Here is a 24,940-nt window from a genome sequence, read left to right on the forward strand (position 1 = left end):
TTCTTATGAATGTTCATCTGGTTGGGTTCCTTGAGTGATCCGGGGGTTTGGCGATTCCCAGTCTCTCAAACTCAACTCAGATGAACAGATACAACCTATTGGGCCTTCACAGCTAGTCAGATAGCCTCGTGCGTTAGAAGCCTCCTGCCACGTGTAGACGGGCGTTCCAGGCGGCGCAGCGTACTGAAGTACAAAGTCGTAGTTCGTCGTGAGAACGCATTGAACGGGAAGGCGAAATACGAGGCGATTTGCGAGGCCAGCGTTCAAGATCGCAGGTGCAAACATGTCCACGAGGGCGCGCGGATAGTACACAGTATCTCCGAGCGATTCTCTAAAAAAATCCAGATCGGCGAGGAACTCATCCAACGTTTCTGTAGTGCGAGGCGTCTCATCCCGGCCCCGATATCGCTTCAAACTCTCGGCCAACCGGACAGGAACCTCACTCCAGGATGGCAAGCGCTTCCAGCCAAGACCGGGGCCGTAGGTGACCTGGACGTCGGCTTGCATCGAAAGACCCGATCCGACAAGGACAGAAATTGAGCCAGCGCGACAAGCGTTTAGTAGGCCCGGAGGAAGCTTGCAATTAAGGGACAGGTTTCTGAGGATCGACTCGTCGTCAGGTAGGGGTGGCAATGCGGACTGAGGACTTCTGCCAAGAACGAGATGGCGTACTCTGTCGAGGATTGAATTGATCGCATCAATCTCAACCGAAGAGATTCCTGCTTTCGCCAATTGACCGGTACAGCGCCTGCACACGTAAGCTGACCGCATCTTGAAAGCGCGCTGCGGCTTTTGCACACACAGATCAAAGAGACAGCCCCTCAATTCACCGTGAAGAACTTCCATGTCTGAAAGCTGCGCCAGAACGAGAAGCGCTGTCAATGCAAGGGAAGTAAGGATGTTTGCATCTGGGGCAGCGGCCTCCAAAGCGCCTTCTGAATCAGACAGAAATGCGACCTGCCAATCCGCGAGTGTCACAAGCCCGTAGCCATTTTTCGCGTGGCTGAACCAGTTGTCATCGAGTGCAAGTCCAGTGATGACAATGACCGGTCTCGGCATGTCTCGTCCCACCATTGCACGGCGAGTATCCACTTCGCCGTCTGTCAGCGGCAACCTGCACTCCCCTTTCCGCAGTAAGCACAGCGTCTTCTGCGAATGATGGAAGTGCTCCAGTGCACGAGTCAGTTGGTTTTCCTGCTCATAATCTAAATTGTGCGTATACAGCGCGATCTCTTGTGACACGGCACCCCCTGAACTGGGTTTCGACACTCCGTCGGCGCGGCAGGCACGCGATCGCCCAAAAAAAGGCGGCCCTCTAGATCTGCCGGCCCTTCGCCAAACGCGCAAACTGGCCTCAAGCTGAGCAGCCTATCGGCTGGCGCAGATCAAGATTCTGACGTCGCCGTTCTAAGCGTAGTTGACCATAACTTTTAGATCCAAGGCACGCGAACCGGTGCCGAGGTTATGGTTGGCTTGCTGGTGGCGCGGTCAGGACGTCCAGGTTTCGGGTGCTCTCGCCCTGCGGCGACAGCGCGCAGATCGGAGAGCGCTGTCAGGTCGTGGGCAGTCCTATGCGTTCGATGGTACCTGCGCTTTAAGCTGAGCCTTCGCGATCTCGTGGAGATGATGGTCGAGCGCGGCTTGGCGTTGGCCCACACAGCAATCATGCGATGGGTCCAGCGTTTCGTGCCCGAGTTCGAGAAGCGCTGGAATCCCCGCGCAGACGCATGAGCTGCTGGGCCCGAGTGTCTTCGCGCGCCATCTGCGCGACGTGCCGGTCATAGAGCGCGATCCGTTCGTCCAGCCGGGTCAACTCGCTGAGCAGATCGCCGATGACAGTGTTGCTCGACCCAGGCAGATCCTCCAGGCACGCCATGGCCTGGTTGCGCACGGTCGATGCGTTCAACGGCAGCACGACACCGAACTCAGAGCCGGCTCCGCTCGTCTGAACACGCTTTGACCTGAGATAAGTGGATTGGCTGCGAGTTGATTCTTTCAATCTTCTGGCCCCTGCCAGGCCGCCGGAGGCGCGCCGGTTGAGCCGTGTACTCATGGTTCAACCCATCAGGCAGCCTCCTTCATTGCGGGCAGCGTGGCGAAGTAGACCATGTCTGGTGTGCGCCCGTCGTGCGACTGATGCGGGCGCCGGGCGTTGTAGAAATCGAAGTAGGCGGCCAGGTGAAACCGTGCGGCGCTGACGCCGTCGTAGCCCTTCAGGTAGACGTCTTCGTACTTCACGCTGCGCCACAGCCGCTCGACGAAGACGTTGTCGCGCCAGCAGCCTCTGCCGTCCATGCTTTGGTGTGCACCGATGCGCTGCACCTCGGCGATGAACTCGGCGCTGCTGAACTGGCTGCCTTGATCCGTGTTCACAATCTCCGGCGCACCCCAACGCGCCGTCGCCTCGCGCAAGGCCTCCACGCAGAAGTCCGCCTCCATCGTGATCGGCTTCGCCAGTCCAGGGGTCATCGTCCTTTTCGTGTAGATTGATACGGTTGGACCAAAAAAGCCCAATGTTGACAATAACTTAGACATCTCGGTTTCTGCGCAGAGTTGTCCTTTTCATGCAGATTGACACGCTTTGGCCTCGCGAGCCGCGGGTCCAAACCGCGGGTTTGACCAAGCGGCCCGCAGCACCTCAACCGTGGTCATGCAGTCAACCCTTCGCAGTCGCGTCTGAAGCTGCGTGAGGGCGGAGTAGCGCCGAGGCGTACATCTCGATCCTGAAGCGGAAGGTGCCTCGGAAGTTGATGTGCCCGAAATGCACGGGCCCGATGCGGCGAAGCCAGGCATCGTCGATATCGATGCCGTCCTTGCGCATGCGCTCGACTGCGTCATTCATCCGGCTGGTGTTCCAGGCCAGCACGATGTTCGTCAGCAAAGCGTGCGAGCCGGAGATCGCTTTCATCTCGTCGCGCCGCCGACCTCGCTCGGCCGCCAGCTTGCCGGTGTAGACCGCACGCTGCAACTGGTGCACCGACTCGCCGCGGTTCAGCAGCATGTGCATCTCGCGCCGGAAGTCGGGAATCGTGATGTAGTCGCACAGGAAGATGCTGCGCAGAAGGCGGCCCAGATGGTCGGCCGCCCTGTACGCGGGATCGCCTTGCGCAGCGCTGCCCAAGAGGCGTAGCGCGACGTCGGCGCCGATCTTGCCCGCCCGGATCGATGCGACCACACGCATCAGATCGTCCCAGCCCGCCAAGATCGCCTTTCGCGAAAGACGCTTGACCGTCGCGCGTTCGATGCCTTCGGGCACCGCGAAGCCCGCCGGCAGATACAGCTTGCGCTCTCGGAGATCCTGAAGGCGAGGGCAGAGGTCAAAGCCGAGCAGCTTTGCGACTGACATGGCCCCGCTCGAGTAGCCGTGCGTATCGACGGCCAGCAGCGACAGCCGGATGCGGTCGTCACTGCGGTTGTATTGCTCGACACCTTCGATGGCAACGCCGGCCTGCCTCTCGTTGAGCACGATCGGTTGGTCGTAGACGATGCCCCAGCGATCCAGCACGTGGGTATAGATGCCCGTCGCATAGGTGCGCCGGCGCGGATCGGTACGTGCACTCCACAGATGGCGCGTTGCCTCCAGCGACATCATGTCGGCCGAGCCCTTGGCGCCTTCACCCCAGTGTGCACAGATCGGAATACGGCCCTGGAACTCGACCACGCGCTCGTTGGCGCGCCTCAACCGCCCGTGGGTCTCCAGCGCCCGCATGGCGACGGACACCCACGCCGTGTCCAGTCCGGGAATCATCCCCGCCACGCTCTTGGCGTCGATGTCCGTGCCGTGCGCAAGCACGGCGGCATACAGGGCCAGCAGTTCGGCGATGGATTCCGCCCGGTGGCCCAGTAGCGCCTCGCTGTAGTTGCTCTGGGCATCGATCTCGAGCAGGAGATCGGGGAACTGGATATCGCCGATCTTTCGGTAAATGAGCTCGCGCAGGCGGCGCGGTTCGCCCTCGTCGGGTGGGGCCGTTATCGCCGGCAGATGCAGCATGCCGTCGACATCGATGTCGAACGCACCCTTCTCGCAGCCCTCGGCGACTGCCGCGACGCCCGCAACCAGATTGTCGAGGAGGGGATCAAGCAGTGGATCGGCCGTCGTCGGCATTCCCAACAACGCGAGATAGGCACTCCGATCGCGCGCCCACTCGGCTGGGGAGATGAGCATCTGATCGCGTGAGCGGAAACTCAGCGAATGGTCGATCCAGACGCGGCCATTTCGCAAGCTCCTGCGCAGCGACATCATGGTGCACGCCGCGAACGCCTGAAGGCCGAAGCGCGTGTCGACATCGTGCACGAGGTCGTGCCAGGCGGCGCCGACATCGGGTAGCGCGAAGTCGCGCGGCAACTCGGACGCATTCGCCGCCTGCAACTGGCGCCACGCAGCCAGTTGCTCGAAGCCCGGATCCTGTGCGCGACCGCCGAATTCCAGTGACTGCAGGCCGCCCAGATACGCTTTGATGCGCCGGTGATCGGTCGACAGCGTTTTCCGCACTTCGGAGGCAAAGCTCTTCGGTGTGGCATCGAGCACCTCACTCAGGAGGCGATCGGCTTCGGCGCACCGTGCATGGAACGGCCTGGCTGGATCGCGCAGGACATCACGGGCCAGACGTGTTTGGTCGCGCGCGACAGCGCCCGACTGCTCACGCGTCGTCTCCACCTTCTGCTTGGCTTTGCGAAACAGCTCTTGGCTGCGGCGCATGTTCTGCAGCACGGCGATATCCGTCAGTTCCAGAAGGCTCACTCGCAGGAAGCAGACCAGCTCGATCTCCTGGCGGGTTTCCTTCAGTTCGCGGTTCTTCGCCGGGCGTCGTGACTGCATCCGCTGGGCGTAGGCGTGCAGCTTGGGCAGGCTGACATCAGCGAGGGACCACTGGTGCACCCCCAATGACTTCAGGTAGCTGATCTTCTCCAAGGTCTCGGCAAGGGTCGTGGGTCCATGGGGCCCGGAGGGAGTCTTGAGCCATTCGAGATGGGAACAGCCAGCGTCGTGGCGCTGACTATGGGCTGATGCAAGGCAACGGCGCACGTCGCCAGGGGAGACCTCGCGGGCGATCGCGTTGCGGATGCGATCTTCAGTCGCAGCAAACGCACCGCGGGCCCAGTCCTGCAAACGACGCTCGCCTGGAATCAGGATGCGGTGGTCGTAGAGCCAGTGGCACGCGGACGTGACCAGTTCGTCCGGGTGCGCGGCCTCGGCGGCGTGGAGTGCCAGCATCGCTGTCAGCGAGGCTTCAGCGGCTCGATCGAGGTCACTCAGGCCAAGGTAGTCCCTGGCCCACTGCTGATGCTCGTACAGGGTGGGGCGGCGCTCGTAGAGACTGCGCAGGCTCGCGATGGTTAGCGGCGCCGCCTCCAGTGTGTCAGCCACGTACCGCAGCAGGTTGCGAGGCAGCACGGAGAAGCGATCCATTGGACGGCCGCATGCGCGCAAGAACAGCAGTTGCAGCGCGCCAGCGACGCGGCGGTCGGAGCGAAATCGCTCGCGGATCGCTTGAACATCGCCGTCTCCGAGCTCGAAAAAATGCCTGAGGTCGAAATCCGTCAGGCGAGCGGGCAGGTTCTCCAGACCGACAAAGCGATAGACGTAGGTGGACATGACCGACAAATCCAGACTGTCGGTGGGACTGTACATCGCAGCCGCCAGCCTCCATGAGCGACGCTCCAACGGCCGGAAACCCGCGCCAGCAAAGGCTTTCGGAGCGAACCGTATCAAACTACACGAAAAGGACGATCACCCCTTCCTGGACAACGGCACCTGGCCGCTGGACTCCAACCCGGTGGAAAACGCCATCAGGCCATTTGTAGTTGGTCGCCGCTCATGGCTATTTGCCGACACCGTTGGCGGTGCGAACGCCAGCGCGAATCTCTACTCGCTCATCGAGACGGCAAAGGCCAACAACGTCGAGCCGTATCGCTACCTCGTCGCCCTGTTCAAGAAGCTGCCGCTGGCGCAAACAGTCGACGACTACGAGGCGCTACTGCCCTGGAACATCGCGCTGCCAACCTCGTAGCTCAACCCCTGCACTTGATCTGCGTCGATGAACAGGACGCGGTTTATTGACCGCATACGGCTCAGCTTGTAGCGCAGATGCCAGCAAACGCATAGAACGATGATCCCTCGCTCGAAGTGCCGCCCCTTGAACAGATCGTCCATGCTCTGAAGCTTCTTCGCCAACGACCTGCCCGTAGTTCACAAAACGGGGAGACTATCCCGAGACACAGATTGCACCAGAACCGGGGCTTCGAGGGCCTGTCGACAGACCGCGCGCAGCTCAGGCGCCACGACCGTTAGAAACCCATCCACTGCGAGAGGCTCGCACGTAGTTGATGGGCGGCAGACCGGGCGGGCGGGTGCGCCTCCCGTTTCGCCGCCAGCCAATCCAGCACGTCGGCAACACGTGATGCCGTCTGGGGGTCGATGTCCGATCGCAGACGCCACTGGGCACTGACTTCACGCAGTTGGAGGCTGGTCAGTCGTGCGGGAGGCGGATCGATCGTGGACAACGCTTTGTTGGCCTGAGGCAAAGGGGCGCCGCTGGAGGGTGGCTCTCCGGCGAAGGCTCGCTTCTCTTGCACGACGATGCGGAACATGCACAGCATTGTTTCTGTGACTCAGTTGGCACGCCATCCCCAGAAGGGCGTATGCCTTGCGTGTGAAGGCCGGCGCCGGGACCGAACCGCTGACGCGATCCGATGCCAAGGTTTAGTTGGTGCTTGCCAGTGTTGCGGGGATCGCATGCAGCGTCGCCGGCGCCGCCCCAGCGAACAACTGTTATCGCTCCCGCCACTCCTTGAGGGCGACAAAGCCGGAATCGAGTGCCTCGTCATAGTCAGCACAGCGCTCCGTTGCTTCGGCAACGCATTCAGAAAGTTGACCGTTCCGCCGCGCCACCACCTTCCAAGCGAACTCGGTGGGTGCGAGTTGTTGGACAGTAACGGCCAGTTCTGGGGTGGACCATTTCGAGCAAGCGAATTGGGCGCGGTTCATGACGGCGATTGCAGCGAGGAACTTTTGATTACCGGGTTTTACCACCGGGCATCGAATACGGCACCCATCCGAACGCCGCAGTTTTACGCAGAATTCGTGAAGTAATGCACACGCATCACGCGACCAGTCAGTGAGAGCATCCAGAAGTTGGGGGTGTGCGGTGCAGCAAAGATATGGTCAGGGGCGGGCGTCGGCGAATTGCCTGGGCAAGACGTCTTATCCCTGAGCATCTGTTGCACCGCACACCCCAGGAAATGGATGCTCTCCTGGCGGTCCCGCGGGTGCTGAGCGCATGCGAGGGCGAGATCACCAGCATCTGCCAGGCGATGGTCTTGGAGCTCACCGAGCAGATCCAGACGCTGGAAGACCGCATCAAGCACACAGAGGTCTGGAGCAAGTCATTCATGAAGCGCTCGGCGCTGTGCAAGAAGATCGCCCTCGTCGGTGGCGTCGGGCCAATCACGGCAACCGCGATGGTCGCTGCGGTGGGCGAAGCCAAGGAGTTTCGAAACGGCCGACATCTATCGGCCTGGCTCGGACTGGTGCCGCGCCTTCGTCGGGCGGCAAATCACAGCTCAAAGGCATCAGCAAGAGGGGCGACACCTACCTTCGCACCCTGCTGATCCACGGTGCCCGATGCGTGCTTCGCTACGCGGTAGGCAAGACTGATGCGCAGAGTCGATCGCTGCACGACCTGATCGCCCGGCGTGGCTACAACCGCGCGGCGGTGGCGCTGGCCAACAAGAATACGCGCGTGATCCAGGCACTGCTGAGCAGCGACGTGCCCTACCGTCCAAGCGCCGCCGCGCACTGAGCGAGCGACCGCCAGCGAGCTCCACATTTCGTTCAGGGAGGACCTACCCCCCAGCACTGGTTTGCGAAGCTTTTGGAGGTGATGACAAAACTGGTTGGACCAACACCCTGAAGCCTGTCTCTGGTGCCGGCTGACCCTGGGGCTCAAGCCGCAGATTTGCTAAGGACGGGGGGTGCGGATCTCATCGAGGCTGCGGGCATGTTTCGACGTCGCCCACTGGCAAGCCGAATACATGCTGGCACGGGCGCGCTTGGATCGAAAAGCGCCGAGGGCATTTCGACCAAGCACCGAAAGCCGGTCAATTGGCGGGTTGCTTCTTGGCCGCCGCCTTGGCATCACGCGCGCCGACCCTGGCCTGTCCCGCATTCGCGGCCTTGCCCCCGCTAGCCTCAGGATTGAGTTCGGGACTGTTGGCTAAGTCGCCCACCGGCTTTTTCACCATGCCCTGGCTTTTGGCGTTGGCCCTATTCTGGGCTGCAGTTGCAGCCTTGCCGCCGCTGGCCTCAGGATTGAGTTCAGCGCTATTGGCTTGGTCGCCAGTCGGCTTCTTAACATTGCCTTGGGGGCGCGCTTCCACCCTGGCTTGGGCGCGATTTTGGGCCTTGCTGTTCGTCACAGGTTGTTGCTCCGAAGATGCTCCCGCCGGATTTTGAGCATAGGCGCCTGCCGCGAACAGGCCGGTGAGCATGACTGCGAGAATTTTGGTCATTGCGTATCCTTGGGAGTTGGAGGTTGATTCGCCTCGCCATCGGCAGATGGTTAGAGCAAAACGATGGCCTTGGGCCTCTGGTTGACAGGGATCCACGATGGCCCATCGACTAGTTGAATCCGCAACTGACATGCGAAGTTCCTCGCCTGCGTCTTCAGGGGCATCAGAATCAATCGAGCCATCGCCGATGGAGCAACATCAACGATGGCTCTGACCGAAGTGCCATCTGAGGATGGATGGGGAACGCCGGCTGCGGAAACTATCCGTGATAAGCAAGGGTAAGGCAAGCGTTTCAGCCTGGCCAGGCCCTTGGTAGCTCGGACCGGTGGGCCAACCAGCGTCAGATTGTCCCGCCGAAATTGATGGGGCGCATCGCGCCCACGCGTCTGGAGGGCATCAATCTGCGAGGCGTGTTCCGCTTCCCCGTCGATCGCTACGCCGCGCAGCTACTACCGTCACAAAGTGCAGGCAAAACAAGGGCCAGTGGCTGAAATCGGCCGCTGAACGATGCGCTTTCCGGGGCTATTCGAGGGGTAGCAGAAAATTGTGCAGCGACAAGGGGTAATCGGCTTTTTTGTGCAGATATACGCCTGCATCCCGGGTGGCCGGCGGGCGCCTGGCCGCGAGTTGATGGGCGGCGGATCCTCTCCAAGGAAGGGTTGGCCAGAGTCGGCTGACGTTTCGGCGATCCGGCAGCAGTTCCGTTACTCGCCTGTTCCGGTCGGTGGCACACTCCTTTTAAGAAGCGCCGCATCCAGCCTCTTGAGCAGAAAGTTCAGCATCTCCGGAAAATCTGCGAGCGGAACTCCGCGGTCTGCCATGGCATCGCGCGCCTGAAGAACAGCCTCGGTGTACCGCTCCAGCATTGCGCGCGCCATCGCTTCTGACATCACATAGGACCCGCCTGCAGCGATGCGCTCTGCATGAGCGAGGTAACTCTCATTGAGAGCGGCCGCATCGTAGGGGTCTACAAACCGGTTCACGATACCCATAGCCTTCCCTTGTTTGCAGGCTTGTCAGCTCGGCCGAGGCACCAACCTCTGGGCAGTATTTGGGGTAATCGTATTTTTTCGACAAATTGACACGGTCGCCCCGAAAAACGTCAACCACGACAAGCACTTGCAAAAGTGCCAGTCAAAGCAGGGCGGCGCGGTTGGTGCAGATTGACACGGTCACCGACCCGGTGTCCGGGGAGAAAGGCCCATGGCTCGCGCGGCAAGACAGTTCTCCTCCGGGCCCAGGTGATGGCTCAGAGTGCCGCCGTGCCCGAGCGACGCGCGACCAGCAAGTGCCCATATTTCTCGAGGTTGAACCGGTACGTCCCGCGGAAGTTGATGTGCGAGAAGTGCGCGGGTCCGATCCGGCGAAGCCAGTCGTCCTCCATCGGCGAGCCGGAGGCTCTGAGACGGGCAACAACGCAGTCCATGCGGCTGGTGTTCCAGGCGAGCACGTTGTTGGTGAGCAGCGCGTGCGCCCCGGAGATGGCCACCATCTCCTGCCTGCGCCGTCCTCGGTCGTGCGCTATCTGCCCGCCGTGGATTGCACGTTGGAGTTGATGCACCGATTCGCCGCGGCTGAGTAGCGCAAGCAGCTCGCGTCGAAAGTCGGTGATCGTCAGGTAGTCGCACAGGAACAGCGATGGCCGGCGCATCTGGACGTGTGCCGCATACGCATGCTGTTTGCTCAGGGCGATGGAATCCAACGCCCAGTTGTGCACGCCCAAGGCCTTGAGAGCGAGGATCTTCTCCAGGGTCTGCGCGGTCGTGGTCGGGGCGTGGCGCTCGGGCGGTGTCTTGAGCCACTCCAGATGGCTGCCTGAGGCCGCGGGGGAGGGCGCATAGGCCCAGTCGATCGCTTGGCGCAGCGCATCCTTCCCAATCGCCGCCTCGATCGTTGCGGCCATTGCCGCCTCCGTGGCATCGAACGCCTTGCGGGCCCAGTCGGCGATGCGGCGCGTGCCCGGAATGATGATTCGCCTGCCGTACAGCCAGATGCGTGCAGTTCGCATGAGATCGTCGGGGTGAGCGGCCTCGAGCGCGGCGACCGCGAGAACCTGTTCGATCTTCTGTCGCTGGACCTCATTCAGCTCGTTCAGGCCAAGATATGCGCGAGCCCAGGCTTGATGCTCGTACAGCGTCTGTCGACGTTCATAGAGCGACCAATCACACGCCTGGCCCGGATTCGCAAGTGCCTGTCGCATAACGATTTTTCGACCTCAAGCGCACCGATTTTCACGGAAAGTACATCCACCCCTGCTTCTGGCCAAGCGGCTCGAGCGAGGCCGCTTCGTGTGGCCGCAGGCCACGTCCGGCAGCGTGTCGCTCACGTCGGGGTCGATTTGATTTCGGTGCAAAAAGTGACGCATCGACCGACCAGCATTGACGCGGGTTCCGAGCTGCTGGCGCTCGCAAGTGCTTGTCACTGCACGACTTTCTGCTACCCCTCGAATAGCCCTGGAGAGCGCATCGTTCAGCGGCCGATTTCAGCCGCCGGCCCTTGTTTTGCCTGCACTTTGTGACGGTAGGAGTTGCGCGGCGTAGCGCTCGACGGGGAAGCGGAACACGCCTCGCAGATTGATGCCCTCCAGACGCGTGGGCGCGATGCGTCCCATCAATTCCGGCGGCACGATCTGGCGCCGGTTGGCCCAGCGGTCGACCACCGCCTGCATCTGCGCCGTGTTCCACGCCATCACGATGTTGGCCAGCAGGCTCAATGCGTCCGCTACGGCCTGCATCTCGTCGGTGCGCCGGGCCTGCGCCGGCGTGACGCGGCCGACATAAATCGCGCGCTTGAGCGCGTTGACCGACTCGCCTCGATTGAGCACCCGTCGCAGCTCGCGCCGGAAAGCGGCGTTGACAAAGTAGTCGGCCAGAAACACCGTCCTGAGCAGCTTGCCCAGTTGCACGCCGGCGTCATAGATCGGGTCTCCTCGGGCTGCCGAGCCGAATCTCGCCAACGCGGTCACTGCGCTGGCATGGCCCAGCATCACCGAGGCGGCCAAGTGAACCAGACTGTCCCAATGAGCTTCAATGAGCGTGGTGTCCACGCTGGCCTGACACACGGCGGCTATCTCGCGCGGAACCTTCGTGCCCCGCGGGACGAAGAGATGCCGTTGTTTAAGTTCCCTGAGCCTCGGACACAGGTCGAAGCCCAGAAGTCGGGACAGCGCCATCGCGAAGTCGGTGAAACCGTGCGTGTCGACAGCGAGCTGAGACGTCTCGATCCGTTCCTGTCGAATGACACCTTCGATGGCGGCGCCCGCCTGACGCTCATTGAGCACGATCGGCTGCGCGTGGAAGATTCCCCATCGGTCCTGCACGTGGCTGTACACGCCGATGGAAGCCACCTGGCGCCGCGGGTCCTGGCGTGCCTGCCACACGCGCCGACTGGTCTCCAGGCTCATCATGTCCGAAGAGGCCAGGTCGGTTCGGCCCCAGGTCGCCGCGATGGGGTGGCCCTGCATGAACTCCAGCACCGCCTGGCAGGCCCGTGCCAGGCGACGCTCGTCGCCGGCCCAGCGCATGGCCTGGCGGATGCTGGTGGCCGACAACTGCGGGATCATGCGCGCGCACTCGGCCGCCGTGAGGCTGGTGCCGTGTGCGAGGATGCCGGCATAGGTCATCAGCAGCTCCTGCCCCGTTCTCGGCTCGCGCCCGAGCATGATCCAGCTGAATCGCACCTGGGCGTCCACGGCCAGGATGACCTCGGGCAACTGTGCTTCACCGATGCGCTGATCGATCTGGCTGCGCAGCCTCACGACGTGGGGGTCATCTTCGTCCGCCGGCAACGACGCCAGATGCAGTTCGTCATCGACGCGCAGATCACCTGAACGCGTGGCGGCCGCGACCGCGTCGATGCCAATGAGCATGCGAGCAAGTAGCGGTACGAGGAACTCGCTAGCCTTAGCCGGCAGCTGCAACCTGGCGTAGTGCCTCGGCGCTTCGGCTTGCCAACGCTCCTCGGGCAGGAACAGACGCTCGCGACCGCGGAAGCTCAGTGAATGAGCTATCCAGACCGAGCCGTTGCGCACCGCCCGGCGCAGAGCAAGTAGGGTGGCGACCTCCAGCGCCCTGAAGGCGCGCTCGCGGTCGGCGTCGGCGATGGCTGCACGCCAGGCGGCTCCCAGTCGCGGGGTCGTGACTTCACTGGGAAGTCGCTTGATGCCAGTGGCATACCCGGCTCGGAGCTTGTTCAGCGCATCGAGTACCGGGTGCTCGCCGGTGGCTTGCCAAGGCAAGCGACTGACCCCCACCAGCAGCGAACGCACCGGCGCGATGGCATCGATCAGGCGTTGCCGGATGACTGACGCTCGACTCGGCGGGCGCCGAGCGCACTTGGCAGCGACGATCTCGCGCAGGCGAGAGCGCAGTTCGGTATCTGGCACGACGTCATGGCCTGCGAGCTCGGAGAGCTCCAGCAGCAGTTCCTGGTACTGCTGCGCCCAATCCACGGACGCGACACCATCAGCACAGTGGTGCCACAGGTCGGCCACGCGGCGTTGGAACATGAAGATGATCTGGTCGGTCACCGTGAGCAGGCAGTAGCGCAGGAAGCAGCTGAGCTCCAGCGTGCGGGCCGGCTCCTTGATCCTGGCACTGACCGATGGGGGCCGCCCGGCCATGCGCCGGGCGTAGCGGCGCACCAGCACATCGTTGAGATCCCCCAGATGTCGATCGATGCCGAGGTCAGTCAGGAACGCGATCCTTTCCAAGACCTCGGTGATCTGACGCGTCGAGTGCCGTGCCGGCGCGCTCCACAGCCAACTCTGGCAGTGTTCACCGTCCGGACGCGGCGTGTTCAACGCCAATATCCAGCGCTTGCGAGTCTCGGCAGGCACTGTGGTCACGATGAACTGGCCGGTCGATGCTTCCAGTTCGAGCAGGGCGGCCGCCACCATGGCGCGGATCACGCGGTCGTGCACGATGAGCAGGCGATGGTCGTAGAGCCACTGCCTGGCAAGGACCAGGAGCCGCTCGCGGTCTGAGCAATGCGCAACTTCGTCGCGCAGGACCCGTACCAACGCTCGGCGCTGATGCTCGGTCATCCACTTGAATCCCAGGCATTCGCAGGCTTGGTGCTGGTGATCGAACAGGGTGCGTCCGCGGGCGTACAGCGCGCGCAGAGACACCAGATCCGGCGCGGCGATGTCCAGCTCTCGGCCAAGGTGGTGAAGCAGGGCAGGGGGGACGATCCGCACGCTGTTCAGTGGCCGTCCGGTCATGCGGGCGAAGCCGATGTGCAGCGCCAAGCCCAGCTTCAGGCTGTCGCTACGCCTTCGCCCGATCAAGTCGAGCTCTGTGCGGCTGAAGCTGAAGAACGTCTGCAGCTCGAACTCGCTGAGCTCGCCGGGCATGTCGCGCAGGCCCAGGTAGGACGTCTGCCAGCCTTGCATCGCCGCGCTCCTTCGCTGTTCAGGGGGCCGCAGACGATACGCCGCAAAGAAGTGAACAGCAATGCTCGCGAAATCAACAACTTAGCAAACCGACCCCGCGCCGTTGCTGGAGTTGCGAACCGTCACTTTTGACACCGAAAACAAATCGACCCCGTCATGGTGGCATCACTCGCACTTGCCGGCCCGCGGAGGTCCCTTCGTATTCATTGCTTACGAATTGACTGCAAAGGCGAGCTTTAGAGACCCCTGGAAGCGCGGCCATGTTGCAACGTGATGGCGGACGCCTCGCAGTTGAAACCCGGCCCGTCCCGTGTGCAAAACCGTCACTGATGGTCGCAAACGCGGATGACGTTGCTCGGCGCGATACCGTTTAGTCCGGCGTCAAACATCAAGCGGTAGGCGCGCTGCGCGAAGTAGAGCATCGTGCTGCGGCTCGGATGACGGGACATCACTTCGTCGCCCGCCAAATCTCGATCGCGGATGTGGAACTCGGGTTCTGGAATGAACAGGCGATCCATCGGCTCGTCGGGGCCAGCCCTGACGGCACCGCAGGTAGCGCAGAACGACACGTCGCCGGCGTGCAAGTCGCATGGAGTCAGGATGGCCCGTCGAGCGCCGATCTGGAACGCCCGGGTTGAGTGCATTCCCGTTTCCGCCTGCAACACCGGCCTCACCTCGAGGCCCTGCACGTCGCCGCGCCGCAGCGTCGACAACAGTCGCGCGGACACCAGGACGCGCCCCGCCGGCAGCGCGACGACGTCCCAGCCACCGTACGGCATCTCGGCAGCGAGACAGGCGTCGTCGAGCAGCGATTCCCTGATCGCGAAGGGGGCGCATTGAGTCGCGTCAAAGGTCGAATGGTTACCGCACGCGGGACACGGCGTTGGCGGTCCGAGCGCCGCGCCCGCGTTCACGACGAACGGCCGCTCGGGGCGATCGAGCACCGCTCCGAAGATTTGAACGAATGGCACTTCGAGATAGTCTCGTTCGTCGTAGAGGCGACGCGAGGCTCCGTAGGCGTCGACTCCGACCTCCCGGCGCATTTTCTCCAGCAGTACGGTGAAGTCTTCGATCTCCATCGGCGCGCTGTCAGGCAGGTTGATCTGCATCATCAGTCCCGAGACCTCAGACATAGCGTGTACGTGGGATTGATTCCAGTCATCGGCTAGGCGCCTGAGCGTCGACCACGCAGTCTCGGTCGGACGTCGGGGAAAGAGCTTGATGTCGGACTCGACCTTCATGGCGGATTATCCCCGCCGAGGCCGAAGAAGGAGCCGCCGATTCCCGCCAAGTAGACCGAGGGCGGGATGCCGGGATCGCAGTTCGTGAAGGAGAAGCCGGCGTAGAAGGCTGTCAACGCGGCAAGCATCTGGCGTCGCAGCGCGCGTTCCGTTCTTAAACGCGCGATGAAAGCCCCATTGGTGGTCGTGTGCGGGGTGAGCCCATCCTTGGCGAACCCCAACAGCAGATAACTGTCGAGTGCCGGCTGCATGAGCGAAAGGTGAGCGGAGCCTTGCACGGCCATTAGCGGCTGAGTCTCGGTGCCGCCCGCGTATTCGGGCCACGAGTGATGCGCGTGGTACGTGTAGTCGTATGCTTGAAAGCGCACTCTGAGCGCGCCTGGCTGTGATTTCGATGTCGCGACCGTCGGATCCCAGTAGAGCGGCTTCTGGATCTTGTCCTTCTCCTTGTCCTTCTCCTTGTCCTTGTCCTTCTCCTTGTCCTTCTCCTTGTCCTTCTCCTTGTCCTCCTCCTTGGGTTTCGACGCCTCGCTGATCGCTTCAACGATGACTATGATCAAGAGGATGATCACAGCGATAAGGAGTAACAGTTCGCCGACCGTCAGGCCAACGACGGCTGCGAGGCCGACGAGAAGTTCTCCAAGGACTTTGAGAAAGCCGCCACTAGCGGGGCCGACGAGGGGAAGAGGCGGCGCGGCCCCGATGGCATTGAGCCGACCGATCTGCACATTGAGCGAGCCGATCTGTGAGTCGGAGACGGAAAGTGAGTCTGGGTCGACCTTTCGAAGCTTCACGCGCGCCGCGTCGATCCTGGCCAGCAGATTCGCGCGCGTCTTCTCTGGATCAGCGCTCATCACACCTGCGGCGCCGCTGACCGTGGCGCCGATCATCTGCCCGGCGTTCGACACCCCAGCGACGACCGACGAAACGCCACTCACGATGCCTTTCCCGACAGACTGAGCGCCCTCAGCGATTGACTGGACCCCGCCTTGAATCGCATTTCCGACTGCGTTCGCCCGGCTCGAGACCGCTTCACCGACGGCCTCAACGCCGGACGCGACGGACGAGCCCACCACCTGCGCGCCCCGATCGAGGCTCGATTCCACGCTCGACACGGCATCGGTCACGTCGTCCCACGACAGTCGCTGGACGAGCGTGTGCCCGGCCGTTCGTTGGACGTTGCTGGTGTTCGCCCGGCCCTCGTTCGCGCCGGCGCGGCGCATCAGTTCACCGACATAGCGGTTGCCGAGCGTCCTCTGCAGATTCAGCAGCGGAGCGTGTAGCGATGGCCGGCCGGCGCCGGGCGCGCGATTGACGTGCACGGCGGACGGCGCGCGACCTAGCCGACACGACACGACGCCGGTGTCGACCTTCTCTGACGCGCTGCGCGCCTTGTCTGGAACGCCAACCGGGTGAGCTGGGCCGGCGAGGGGCGAGACTCGACTTAGCTCCGTGTGCTCCGCCATCCGCTCCTCCTACCGCGAGCCGAACGTACCTGCAAAAGAGCGAGCACGCCCCGCGAGCAACTACTTCTACCGCGCGGCCGCGCCATCGTCAACGAGCGCGCCCCTCAACTTTGATGATCCTCCCGAAGTGGCGCGGCGTTTGGCTTCTCTGGTGATGATCTCGTCCAGAGTGCCGACATCGTTGAATGGCTCGTCGAAGATCACGCCGACATGTAGCGCGTTTAGACATGATGGTCGCCGCCTGCCTACTGGGCGGCGACCATCATGTCTAAGGTCGACCTCCTGTGAGCATCACACTCGATGGCTACGCCGCGTCGCATCGCGCGGTGCCGGACTTGTCCGAGCAGAGCCCTCACTGGAAAGACACGCGACTACGAGCGTCGCGCTACTTGAACAACATGGCCGAGCAGGACCATCGAAGCGTGAAGTCGCGCATCCGGCCCATGTTCGGTTCCAAGATCTTCGATCGCGCGGCAGTGACGATCGCCGGCGTCGAGCTGCTGCATCGCATCCGCAACGGACAGTTCAACCTGGGCCGACTGCGCACTGCGGGCCAAGCCGCGCCCGCAATCTGGAACGCGGTGCTTTCAGCTTGACCGCCGCAACGTGCTCACGAACCCGTTCGGCCGCGCCGAAAATATGCACCCAGCCCGACCGCCGACCTTGAAGGCGGACCACACGTAACCATCAGGCATGGTGCCACAGCGGTCAACCTCTGTCGGCCGAGTTGAGCGGACGGAATTTTTGCGGAGCACAGGGGTTGCCCCTCGCCGGGTGGATGCGCAGATTCCGCGACATCCATAGACTGGAGTGCCATGGACGTAGGAGATGATGATGTTGACAGGACCTTCAAAGCCGTTACGCCGATCTCTGCCCTGGGCAACAGTCGCACTTGTCGTCGCCTTCGGCACGAATTCGCCTACGGCCGATGCTCAGGATGCTTGTGCCTACGGCCCAGATAGCTGCGTGCAAGGGTATGTATGGCGAGAAGCCGACGGGCGCGACCACGTCTGCGTCACGCCGGAAATCCGCGCCCAGACGGCGGCAGAGAACAGCGCGGCGCCGACGCGCGTGGATGGTTCCGGTGCATACGGCCCGAACGGCTGCATGCGAGGCTTCGTCTGGCGGGAAGCGTTCCCAAACGATGTGGTCTGCGTCATACCCGAGTCGCGTGCGCGAGCCGCGAGCGACAATGCTCAGGCGGCTGGGCGTCGGGCCTGCCGCCAGTAGGCGCCTATGGATGGTGCTCTCCAGAGGATGGCGGGGTGGCATGGCCGCGTAACCAACCCCATCGCCGCGCTCTGAACAAGGCGATAGGTGGAAACGCTGCATCATGAGCGTTCCCGAGGACGGGCCTGCAAGGAGAGCGGACCATGCGCAGAAGACCACGGCGCAACCACTCGACTGCGTTCAAGGCCAAGGTGACCCTGGAAGCCATCCGGGGTGACAAGACCTTGGCGGAGCTGGCGAAGATTCACGACGTGCATCCGAACCAGATCACCGATTGGAAGTCGCAGTTGCTTGAACGAGCGGCCAGCGTCTTCGGCGCCGCGTCGCCAGGCGAGCCGGCTGTGGACTTGAAGGCGCTGCACGCGAAGATCGGGCAGCTGGAGTGCGCCGGCAAGGCACTCGACGCGCCAGATCACCGAGGTCCTGGAAAGGATCGCGTTCCTGACTGGCCTCGGCATCGATCGACATCTGGGGGATCTCAACGATGTGCTGGTGCGCCGCTACGCCCGGCGCATGGCCGGACGGCCCCCATCGGTCAGTGCCAGGATCAAGGAGCCGGCCCGCACGCTCGTAGAAGAAGGTAAATCTGGGTCTTCCGCACTTTGTGTGACGCGGAGGTGGCGGTGTGCATCGGTGAAGAATATTAGAAGGGCTCGGGTCTGCGTACTGGCACGGACCGGTGTTGGCTTTCCAATCCGAAGCGCAGGCGGTTCGTGCAAAGTCGCCACCTTCATCGATGGGCTGCGGTCGACCGCGACTTTGATGCGTGCGTTCGTGCGTCAGTTCGGGCGCAAAACTCGCAGCCGTAGCAACTCGATGCTTGCTCGCCCGTACATCTGGCGCTTGAGGTACTTCAAGCGGTTGACATGGCCCTCCGTCTGGCCATTGCTCCATGGCAGCATGAAGGCCGCCCGCACGGCGGCCAGGTCGTTGCGCAAGCTCTTCGCGAAACTTCGCATCTCGGGCGCGCTGCACTTCGACAAACGCTCAAGCCAACGATCGAACTCCCGGGGACGCCGCCGGTGCATGAGTCCGAGGAACTCACGCGCAAGGCTGCGCACCTCCGCGACCACGGGTTCGATCTTGCACAGCGCCTGGACGAACCGTTCGTGGTCGACATGCTTGGGCTCGTTAACGGCAATCTTTCTCCATCGCACCAGCCAGCGCCGGGCCGACGGACACGGCAGGGTGCGCACAGGAGAGATAGCCGACACAGGCTTGCCCTGCGGGGACAGCAGGCGCGCGATGCAGCCGTGCACAGTGGCGCGACAGCCGGTATAGCCCCGCTGCCGGACTTCCTGCCAGATCAGCTTCGGACAGTGGCAGCCTTGGGCAATCCGGTCCTCGATATAGCGCCGGTGGGCATCCAACGGCGTTGGACCTCGCGCCCTCGGTGCGCGCTCCGGAAAGGCGCTGCTGGTGACGAAATTGCGCACGGTTCGATAGTCGATCGACAGTTCGCGCGCGATGCCTTTGACGGTGCCGCGCCCTGGCTGCGCAGCGCCGTCACCTTCTCGTACAACGCCAAGCGCTTGGAGCGACGGTCATCGCTCAGGCGCTGCCATGCGCGAAGTCCAGCGCCTCGCGACAACCCCTGGCGCCCCAGAGTCGCACCGCCCACGGTGACCTGCTGCGCGGCGTGGCGCAGTTGCGGTCCCAGTCGATGCAGCATTCTTTCGACGTTGTCGCGCAGATTGCTCAGCAGATGCCAGCGGTCAGAGACCTGGATGGCCGCCGGCAGTGCAGTGTCTGCAGCCTCGGAGTAGGCCCCGGCCCGATCCCGGGCGACGACCCGGATGGAGGGATTGGCACGCAACCAGGCCGCCACTGAAGTCGCTTCCCGGCCCGCGAATACCTCGATCGGCTCGCGACGCTCCAGATCCACGACGATGGTCCCGTAGTGGTGGCCCTTTGCAATCGCCCAGTCGTCGATGCCGACGATTCGAGGGACGTGCTTGCGTCGGGTGAATGCCGAGCGGCGCAGCTCCCGCAACACGGTGTCAGCGCCGGTGCTCAAGCCCAGCTCGGCGGCGAGCCGCGTGGCCGCCTCTCCGCCCAGGGCGTGACCCAGTGCATGCAAGGCCCGAGCATGTGACCGGGTGCGACGTTGATGTCGCCCCGCCAACGCGTGGATATCCTCGGCAAATGTTCGGCGCGCACAGTCAGCGTTCAGGCACTTGAAGCGCCGCGTTTCGACGGAGAGCACGACCTGCTCGTCGAGGACGGGACGCTCAGCCAATCGACGGAAATAGCTTCCGTGCAGACGACCGCTCCAGCACCGGCAGGCCGGACATGGCGCGGCACGCACGATACTGCGGGCTTGCACTACCAGCGACCCCTGCCGCTCGATGCAGCCGACGACGCGCTTGCCCACCCGAGCGAGAACGCGATCGATTGCACCGATACCACTGGTCATCTTGCCCAGAGATGAGGTCGACCGGAGACGCAATCAAGCCCTCCGACTTGGGCGTCACACAAAGTGCGGAAGACCCGTAAAAATGTGCTAAACAAGTAGTAAAGTTGTGCTCGCTCCCTATTTCTGCGTGTGGAACCACCGAAGCCCGTTCAACGCAGCAACTCCGGCAGAAGCGCAACGACTCCAGCTCGACGGATCATGTCCGCCACGATCAAGCGACTTTGGCGCTCGATGAGCGCCATCGACCGCGGCAACACCGAGATGATCTCGCGCGGGTGATCGACTTGCCGGCTCAGTTCGAAGCCCGCTAACCACCGCACGATACCGGTCGGCGGATGCAGCGGCTTGCACTCGAGGGCGCCAGGATGTCAGCAGCCCCACCAGTGCATCGCCGCAAGCAACCACGCCGCAGCGTCGGCATGGGCAGAAGCCACTCTGATGGTCGCGCTCTGCAATTCGAACCGGCGTGCCGACCGTCTGATCGCCCGTCGATGCGAGTGCGACAGACGTGCCCGAGCCCTGCGCAGCAGCAGCCGCATGAGTCGCTCGCAGTCGCCAAGCAACTCCTGCGATGCATTTGGTGAAGAGACGGGCAGGGCGGCTGTTCGCAGGATCGTCTGCTCCTGCGAGGTCCTAGCCTTTCGCCTCGACAGCCGCGGCAGGCGGCGCCACTTTCCAAGGAGCTTGTCGCGATCGCTCATCGTCGACTGTGCGTGCGTGGGGCCGCTACGCGCGGCCGCGACACAATCGATGACTATCTGGATCGCCTAGATAGCGCGCATAGCGCCCCTGGGCAGCGGCAGGATGCCTATCCTGTCATGGTGACTGCGCGCGAGCGCGCTTCACCAATTTTGGGGAAGCGCGGCAGGGTGCAGTCGTGAATACTCAACTAGCATTGCGGCGCCTCGCCCGACAAGCTCGTCGTCCAACACCAAGGCGATGTGGACCACTCGGACTTCGCGTGTCTGCGAGGAGGCGATGGGGGACTTCGACGTATTCCTGAGCTACCACTGGCGCGACCACGCGGCGGTGGAGGGGTTGGCGCAGCGGCTGCGCGGCGCGGGGCTGCATGTCTTCCTCGATCGCTGGTACCTGGCGCCGGGTACGACTTGGATGCGCACCCTGGAGGACACCCTGGCCGGCTGTCGAGCCGTGGCCATCTGCATCGGCAGCGAGATGGGTTCTTGGCAGCAACGCGAGGCAGATGCCGCGCTGGACCGCCAAGTGAATGACAAGCGCGACGGTAAGGTCTTCCCGGTCATTCCGGTCCTGCTGCCGGGCGCCGAGGCCCCGCTGGGCTTTCTGCGCCAGAACACCTGGGTCGATCTGGGCGAGCGCACCGACGATCCGCAGCGTCTCGCGATTCTGGCCAAGGCCATTCGAGGCGAGCCTCCGGGGCCGGAGTTGCAAGCCGCCGCTGCCCAGTCGATGGCGCTCGTCTGCCCGTACCGCGGCCTGAACTACTTCCGCGAGGAGGACGCAGCGTTCTTCTTCGGTCGTGAAGCGGCCACTGCTCAGTTGGTCGAAGCAGTAGGCAGCCACAGACTGGTTGCCGTGGTGGGAGCGTCTGGCAGCGGCAAGTCGTCGGTGGTGCGCGCCGGGCTGGTGCCGGCGCTTCGCGAACGACGCGAGGACGCCTGGGAGATCGTCACGTTGGTTCCCAACGATCGGCCGTTGTACAACCTGTCGGCCGCCATGCTGCCACTGCTTGAGCCCGGGATGAGCGAAGTTGATCGCCTTGGCGAGACGCAGAAGCTCGCCGACCAGTTCATGGCCGGCCGCACCCGGCTGCGCGATGTGGTTCGGCGCGTGCTTGAACTGCAGCCGGGCACGCAGCGCCTGCTGCTGGTGGTGGACCAATGGGAAGAACTCTTCACGCTGACCGAGAACGCCGATCAGCGCCAGTGCTTCATCGACAATCTGCTCGAAGCCACGCTTGCCTCGGCGCTGAACGTGGTGCTGACGCTGCGCGGCGATTACTTCGGCCGCGCGGTGACCAGCCAGCGCGAACTCTCGGACCGGCTGCAGGGCGCGCAGGTCAACCTCGGGCCGATGACGGAAGAAGAACTGCGCTGCGCCGTCGTCAAGCCGGCCAAGCAGGTGGGGCTGGAGTTCGAGACCAACCTGGTGGAGCTGATTCTTGAGCACGCAGTGGGCGAGCCGGGCCACCTGCCGTTGCTGGAGTTCGTGCTGCGCGAGCTGTGGGAGAAGCGCCAAGGGGGTGTGATGCACCGCGCGGCCTACGACGCCATGGGCCAACTCGAAGGTGCCATCGCCAAGCGCGCCGACGCACTCTACGAGGAACTGACGCGCAGCGACCCCCAGGCCGAGCAGCGCATCCGCTCCATCGTCCTGCGGTTGGTGCGCCCCGGGGAGGGCGAACTGGATACTCGCCGTCGCGTGTTGCTGGAGGATTTCGATGCACCGACGACCAAGCTGGTGGAGCAACTAGCGACTGCGCGGCTCTTGGTCAGCTCAGCAGATGTTGGCGGGCAATCACGAACCGTCGAAGTCGCCCACGAGGCGCTGATCGCCCGCTGGAAGCGGCTGCGTGAGTGGGTGGATGGCGACCGACAATTCCTGGCTTGGCGCCAGCGCCTGGACGATGACGTCGCCGAATGGCAAAGGCAGAAACGCTCGAGCGGCCTGCTGTTGCAGGGGCTTCGCCTGGCGGAGGCGCGGGACTGGATGAAGCGCCGGCGCGAGGACCTCTCCAAGCGGGAATGTGCCTATATAAGGGCAAGTGCCCTGCGTCGAAAGCTGGTTGTTTCCACCCTTTCGACGGCCGCCGGCATTGCCGCCGTGGCCGTGCTGGGCTTCGGGTTCTATGCCAACCAGGAACGACACCGCGCCGACGAGGCACGCAACCGGGCGGAAGGTCTAGTCGACTACATGGTGTTCGACTTGCGGGACATTCTTGCTCCGGTTGGCCGCCTGGACCTGATGACCGGAATCAACGAGCGCGTGAACGCCTACTACGAGCAGCTCGGGGCTGCGGCTTCGTTGGAGGTGTCGCATCGCCGCGCAGCGGCCCTGGACAACCAAGGCGATACGCTGCTCGCACTGGGTCAGCTCGACGCCGCGCGCAAGGCCTACGAGCAGGCGCTGCTGATTCGCGAGCGGCTGACCAAGGCCGACGCTTCCGACGCCCGGTGGCAGCGCGATCTCTCTGTCAGCTACAGCAAGCTCGGCGACGTGGCGGCGGCTACGGGTCAGCTCGACGCCGCGCGAAAAGCCTATGAGCAGGCGCGGGGGACTGCCGAACGGCTAGCTAAGGCCGATCCATCCAACACCGAGTGGCAGCGCGTTCTCTCGGTCAGCAACAGCAAGCTCGGCGACGTGGCGGTGGCCACGGGCCAGCTCGACGCTGCGCGAAAAGCCTACGAGCACGTTCTGGCCACCATCGAGCGGCTGGCCAAGGCCGATCCCTCCAGCACCGAGTGGCAGCGCGATCTATCGGTCAGCTACGAGAGGCTCTGCGACGTCGAGGTGGCGTCGGGCCGGCTCGACGCTGCGCGCAAGGCCTGCGAGCAGGCGCTTGCGATTGCCGAGCAGTTGGCCAAGGCCGATGCCTCCAACACGCAGTGGCAGAGCGATCTCTCAATCAGCTACGACAAGCTCGGCGGAGTGGAAGTGGCAGCGGGCCGGCTCGACGCCGCGCGCAAGGTTTACGAGCAGGCGCTGGCGACTCGCGAGCTGCTGGCCAAGACCGATCCCTCTAACACCGAGTGGCAACGCGATCTCTTGATCAGCTACAACAATCTCGGCGATGTGGCGGTGGCCACAGGCCAGCGCCGCGTCGCGCGCAACGCCTACGAGCAGGCGCTGGCGATTGCCGAGCGGCTGGCCACGGCCGATGCATCCAACACCCAGTGGCAGCGCGATCTCTCGGTCAGCTACGACAAGCTCGGCGACGTGGAAATGGCCGCTAGACAGCTCGACGCCGCGCGCAAGGCTTACGAGCGGGCGCTGGCGATTAAAGAGCTGCTGGCCACGGCTGATTCCTCAAACACCCGGTGGCAGCGCGATCTCTCGGTCAGCTACGAGAACCTCGGCAACGTCGAGGTGGCCGCGGGCCACCTCGACGCCGCGCTCAAGGCCTACGAGCGGATGCTGTCGATTGCCGAGCGCCTGGCCAAGGCCGATCCCTCCAACACCGAGTGGCAGCGGGATCTCTCAGTCAGTTACAGCAGGCTCGGCAACCTGGAGCTGGCCGCGGGCCAGCTCGACGCCGCGCGCGGGGCTTACGAGCGAATGCTGTTGATTGCCGAGCGGCTGGCCAAAGCCGATCCCTCCAACGCTGAGTGGCAGCACGATCTCTGCGTAAGCTACAGCAAGCTTGGCGCGGTGAGCCGCAGGCAAGGCAAGACCAGGGAAGCCTTCGACCAATTCGAGCAAGGTCGCGGCATAGTCGAGCAACTCGTGATGCAGGATCCGACCAACGCCACCTGGAGGAAAGATCTTGACTTCCTGCAGGCGCGAATTAACGAGTTGCGCGGGGAGGTGTCGGGCCGGCGATGAATTGAAACGGAGGACCGATTTCGGGTCCCTGACTAGGCATCGGCCTATTGGCCGAATCCAAACGATCTGTGTGCGGTTGGCCTTCGGCTCACTATGCTCGCCCCGCGAGGTCAGCTCGATTGGAGGGATCGTGAACCAAGCAACCGGCACAGTCGCAGCTCTG

The 24,940-nt window shown here is 63.4% G+C and carries 12 protein-coding genes and 9 pseudogenes; 6 read left to right on the top strand and 15 right to left on the bottom strand.

What is annotated here, in order from left to right; genetic code table 11:
- Nucleotides 1-3: 3 nt before the first annotated feature.
- A complete protein-coding gene (locus tag QTI04_RS32490) occupies nucleotides 4-1,242 on the bottom strand; it encodes a hypothetical protein (protein ID WP_286619354.1) in 1,239 nt (412 codons plus the stop codon).
- 324 nt (nucleotides 1,243-1,566) lie between these two features.
- Between QTI04_RS32490 and QTI04_RS32495 the strand changes: the two are divergent.
- Nucleotides 1,567-1,707 (top strand): annotated as a pseudogene (locus tag QTI04_RS32495) (IS6 family transposase); the annotation flags it as partial.
- Nucleotides 1,708-1,714: 7 nt separating this feature from the next.
- On the opposite strand, the pseudogene QTI04_RS32500 reads toward QTI04_RS32495, so the two are convergent.
- From QTI04_RS32500 to QTI04_RS32510, 3 genes and pseudogenes are all read right to left on the bottom strand, one after another.
- Nucleotides 1,715-1,930, bottom strand: a pseudogene (locus QTI04_RS32500) (IS110 family transposase); the annotation flags it as partial.
- 134 nt (nucleotides 1,931-2,064) lie between these two features.
- Nucleotides 2,065-2,442: pseudogene (locus QTI04_RS32505) on the bottom strand (transposase); the annotation flags it as partial.
- Between the two features lie 214 nt (nucleotides 2,443-2,656).
- Nucleotides 2,657-5,596, bottom strand: a complete 2,940-nt coding sequence (locus tag QTI04_RS32510) for a Tn3 family transposase (RefSeq protein ID WP_286619356.1) — start codon at nucleotides 5,594-5,596, stop codon at nucleotides 2,657-2,659.
- Between QTI04_RS32510 and QTI04_RS32515 the strand changes: the two genes are divergently transcribed.
- The gene (locus QTI04_RS32515) at nucleotides 5,595-6,011 is read left to right on the top strand and encodes a transposase domain-containing protein (protein WP_286619357.1); all 417 of its coding nucleotides are present in this window, start codon (nucleotides 5,595-5,597) and stop codon (nucleotides 6,009-6,011) included. The genes QTI04_RS32510 and QTI04_RS32515 overlap by 2 nt on opposite strands.
- A gap of 59 nt (nucleotides 6,012-6,070) precedes the next feature.
- On the opposite strand, the pseudogene QTI04_RS32520 reads toward QTI04_RS32515, so the two are convergent.
- Nucleotides 6,071-6,154: pseudogene (locus QTI04_RS32520) on the bottom strand (IS6 family transposase); the annotation flags it as partial.
- Between the two features lie 134 nt (nucleotides 6,155-6,288).
- The gene (locus QTI04_RS32525; protein WP_286619358.1) at nucleotides 6,289-6,591 is read right to left on the bottom strand and encodes a hypothetical protein; all 303 of its coding nucleotides are present in this window, start codon (nucleotides 6,589-6,591) and stop codon (nucleotides 6,289-6,291) included.
- Between the two features lie 666 nt (nucleotides 6,592-7,257).
- Here QTI04_RS32525 and QTI04_RS32530 point away from each other — a divergent pair.
- Nucleotides 7,258-7,802 (top strand): annotated as a pseudogene (locus tag QTI04_RS32530) (transposase); the annotation flags it as partial.
- A 298-nt stretch (nucleotides 7,803-8,100) separates the two neighbouring features.
- Here QTI04_RS32530 and QTI04_RS32535 read toward each other — a convergent pair.
- From QTI04_RS32535 to QTI04_RS32565, 7 genes and pseudogenes are all read right to left on the bottom strand, one after another.
- The gene (locus QTI04_RS32535; RefSeq protein ID WP_286619359.1) at nucleotides 8,101-8,511 is read right to left on the bottom strand and encodes a hypothetical protein; all 411 of its coding nucleotides are present in this window, start codon (nucleotides 8,509-8,511) and stop codon (nucleotides 8,101-8,103) included.
- 704 nt (nucleotides 8,512-9,215) lie between these two features.
- Complete coding sequence (locus tag QTI04_RS32540) at nucleotides 9,216-9,503, bottom strand: hypothetical protein (protein ID WP_286619360.1); 288 nt, start codon at nucleotides 9,501-9,503, stop codon at nucleotides 9,216-9,218.
- A gap of 257 nt (nucleotides 9,504-9,760) precedes the next feature.
- Nucleotides 9,761-10,150 (bottom strand): annotated as a pseudogene (locus QTI04_RS32545) (Tn3 family transposase); the annotation flags it as partial.
- 306 nt (nucleotides 10,151-10,456) lie between these two features.
- Nucleotides 10,457-10,711: pseudogene (locus QTI04_RS32550) on the bottom strand (DUF4158 domain-containing protein); the annotation flags it as partial.
- A gap of 282 nt (nucleotides 10,712-10,993) precedes the next feature.
- Nucleotides 10,994-13,903 carry a Tn3 family transposase gene (locus QTI04_RS32555; protein ID WP_286619361.1) on the bottom strand — a complete coding sequence of 970 codons (2,910 nt, stop codon included), beginning with the start codon at nucleotides 13,901-13,903 and terminating at the stop codon, nucleotides 10,994-10,996.
- 323 nt (nucleotides 13,904-14,226) lie between these two features.
- Nucleotides 14,227-15,144, bottom strand: coding sequence for a hypothetical protein (locus QTI04_RS32560; RefSeq protein ID WP_286619362.1), 918 nt, complete (start codon nucleotides 15,142-15,144; stop codon nucleotides 14,227-14,229).
- Nucleotides 15,141-16,610, bottom strand: a complete 1,470-nt coding sequence (locus tag QTI04_RS32565) for a hypothetical protein (RefSeq protein ID WP_286619364.1) — start codon at nucleotides 16,608-16,610, stop codon at nucleotides 15,141-15,143. The genes QTI04_RS32560 and QTI04_RS32565 overlap by 4 nt, the downstream gene beginning before the upstream one ends.
- Before the next feature lie 281 nt (nucleotides 16,611-16,891).
- Here QTI04_RS32565 and QTI04_RS32570 point away from each other — a divergent pair.
- Nucleotides 16,892-17,206, top strand: a pseudogene (locus QTI04_RS32570) (DDE-type integrase/transposase/recombinase); the annotation flags it as partial.
- Between the two features lie 777 nt (nucleotides 17,207-17,983).
- A pseudogene (locus tag QTI04_RS32575) lies at nucleotides 17,984-18,220 on the top strand (transposase); the annotation flags it as partial.
- Between the two features lie 399 nt (nucleotides 18,221-18,619).
- Here the strand turns inward: QTI04_RS32575 and QTI04_RS32580 are convergent.
- Entirely contained in the window at nucleotides 18,620-19,210 is a 591-nt protein-coding gene (locus QTI04_RS32580) for a transposase (protein WP_286619366.1), read from the bottom strand.
- Nucleotides 19,147-20,256: an ISL3 family transposase gene (locus QTI04_RS32585; RefSeq protein WP_286619368.1), complete on the bottom strand. Its 1,110-nt coding sequence runs from the start codon at nucleotides 20,254-20,256 to the stop codon at nucleotides 19,147-19,149. Before QTI04_RS32585 ends, QTI04_RS32580 begins: the two co-directional genes overlap by 64 nt.
- Before the next feature lie 978 nt (nucleotides 20,257-21,234).
- On the opposite strand from QTI04_RS32585, the gene QTI04_RS32590 reads away from it, so the two are divergent.
- Entirely contained in the window at nucleotides 21,235-24,777 is a 3,543-nt protein-coding gene (locus QTI04_RS32590) for a tetratricopeptide repeat protein (RefSeq protein ID WP_286619369.1), read from the top strand.
- Nucleotides 24,778-24,940 lie beyond the last annotated feature (163 nt).

The sequence above is a fragment of the Variovorax sp. J22R115 genome (assembly GCF_030317005.1).
In the GTDB taxonomy this organism is placed as follows: domain Bacteria; phylum Pseudomonadota; class Gammaproteobacteria; order Burkholderiales; family Burkholderiaceae_C; genus Variovorax.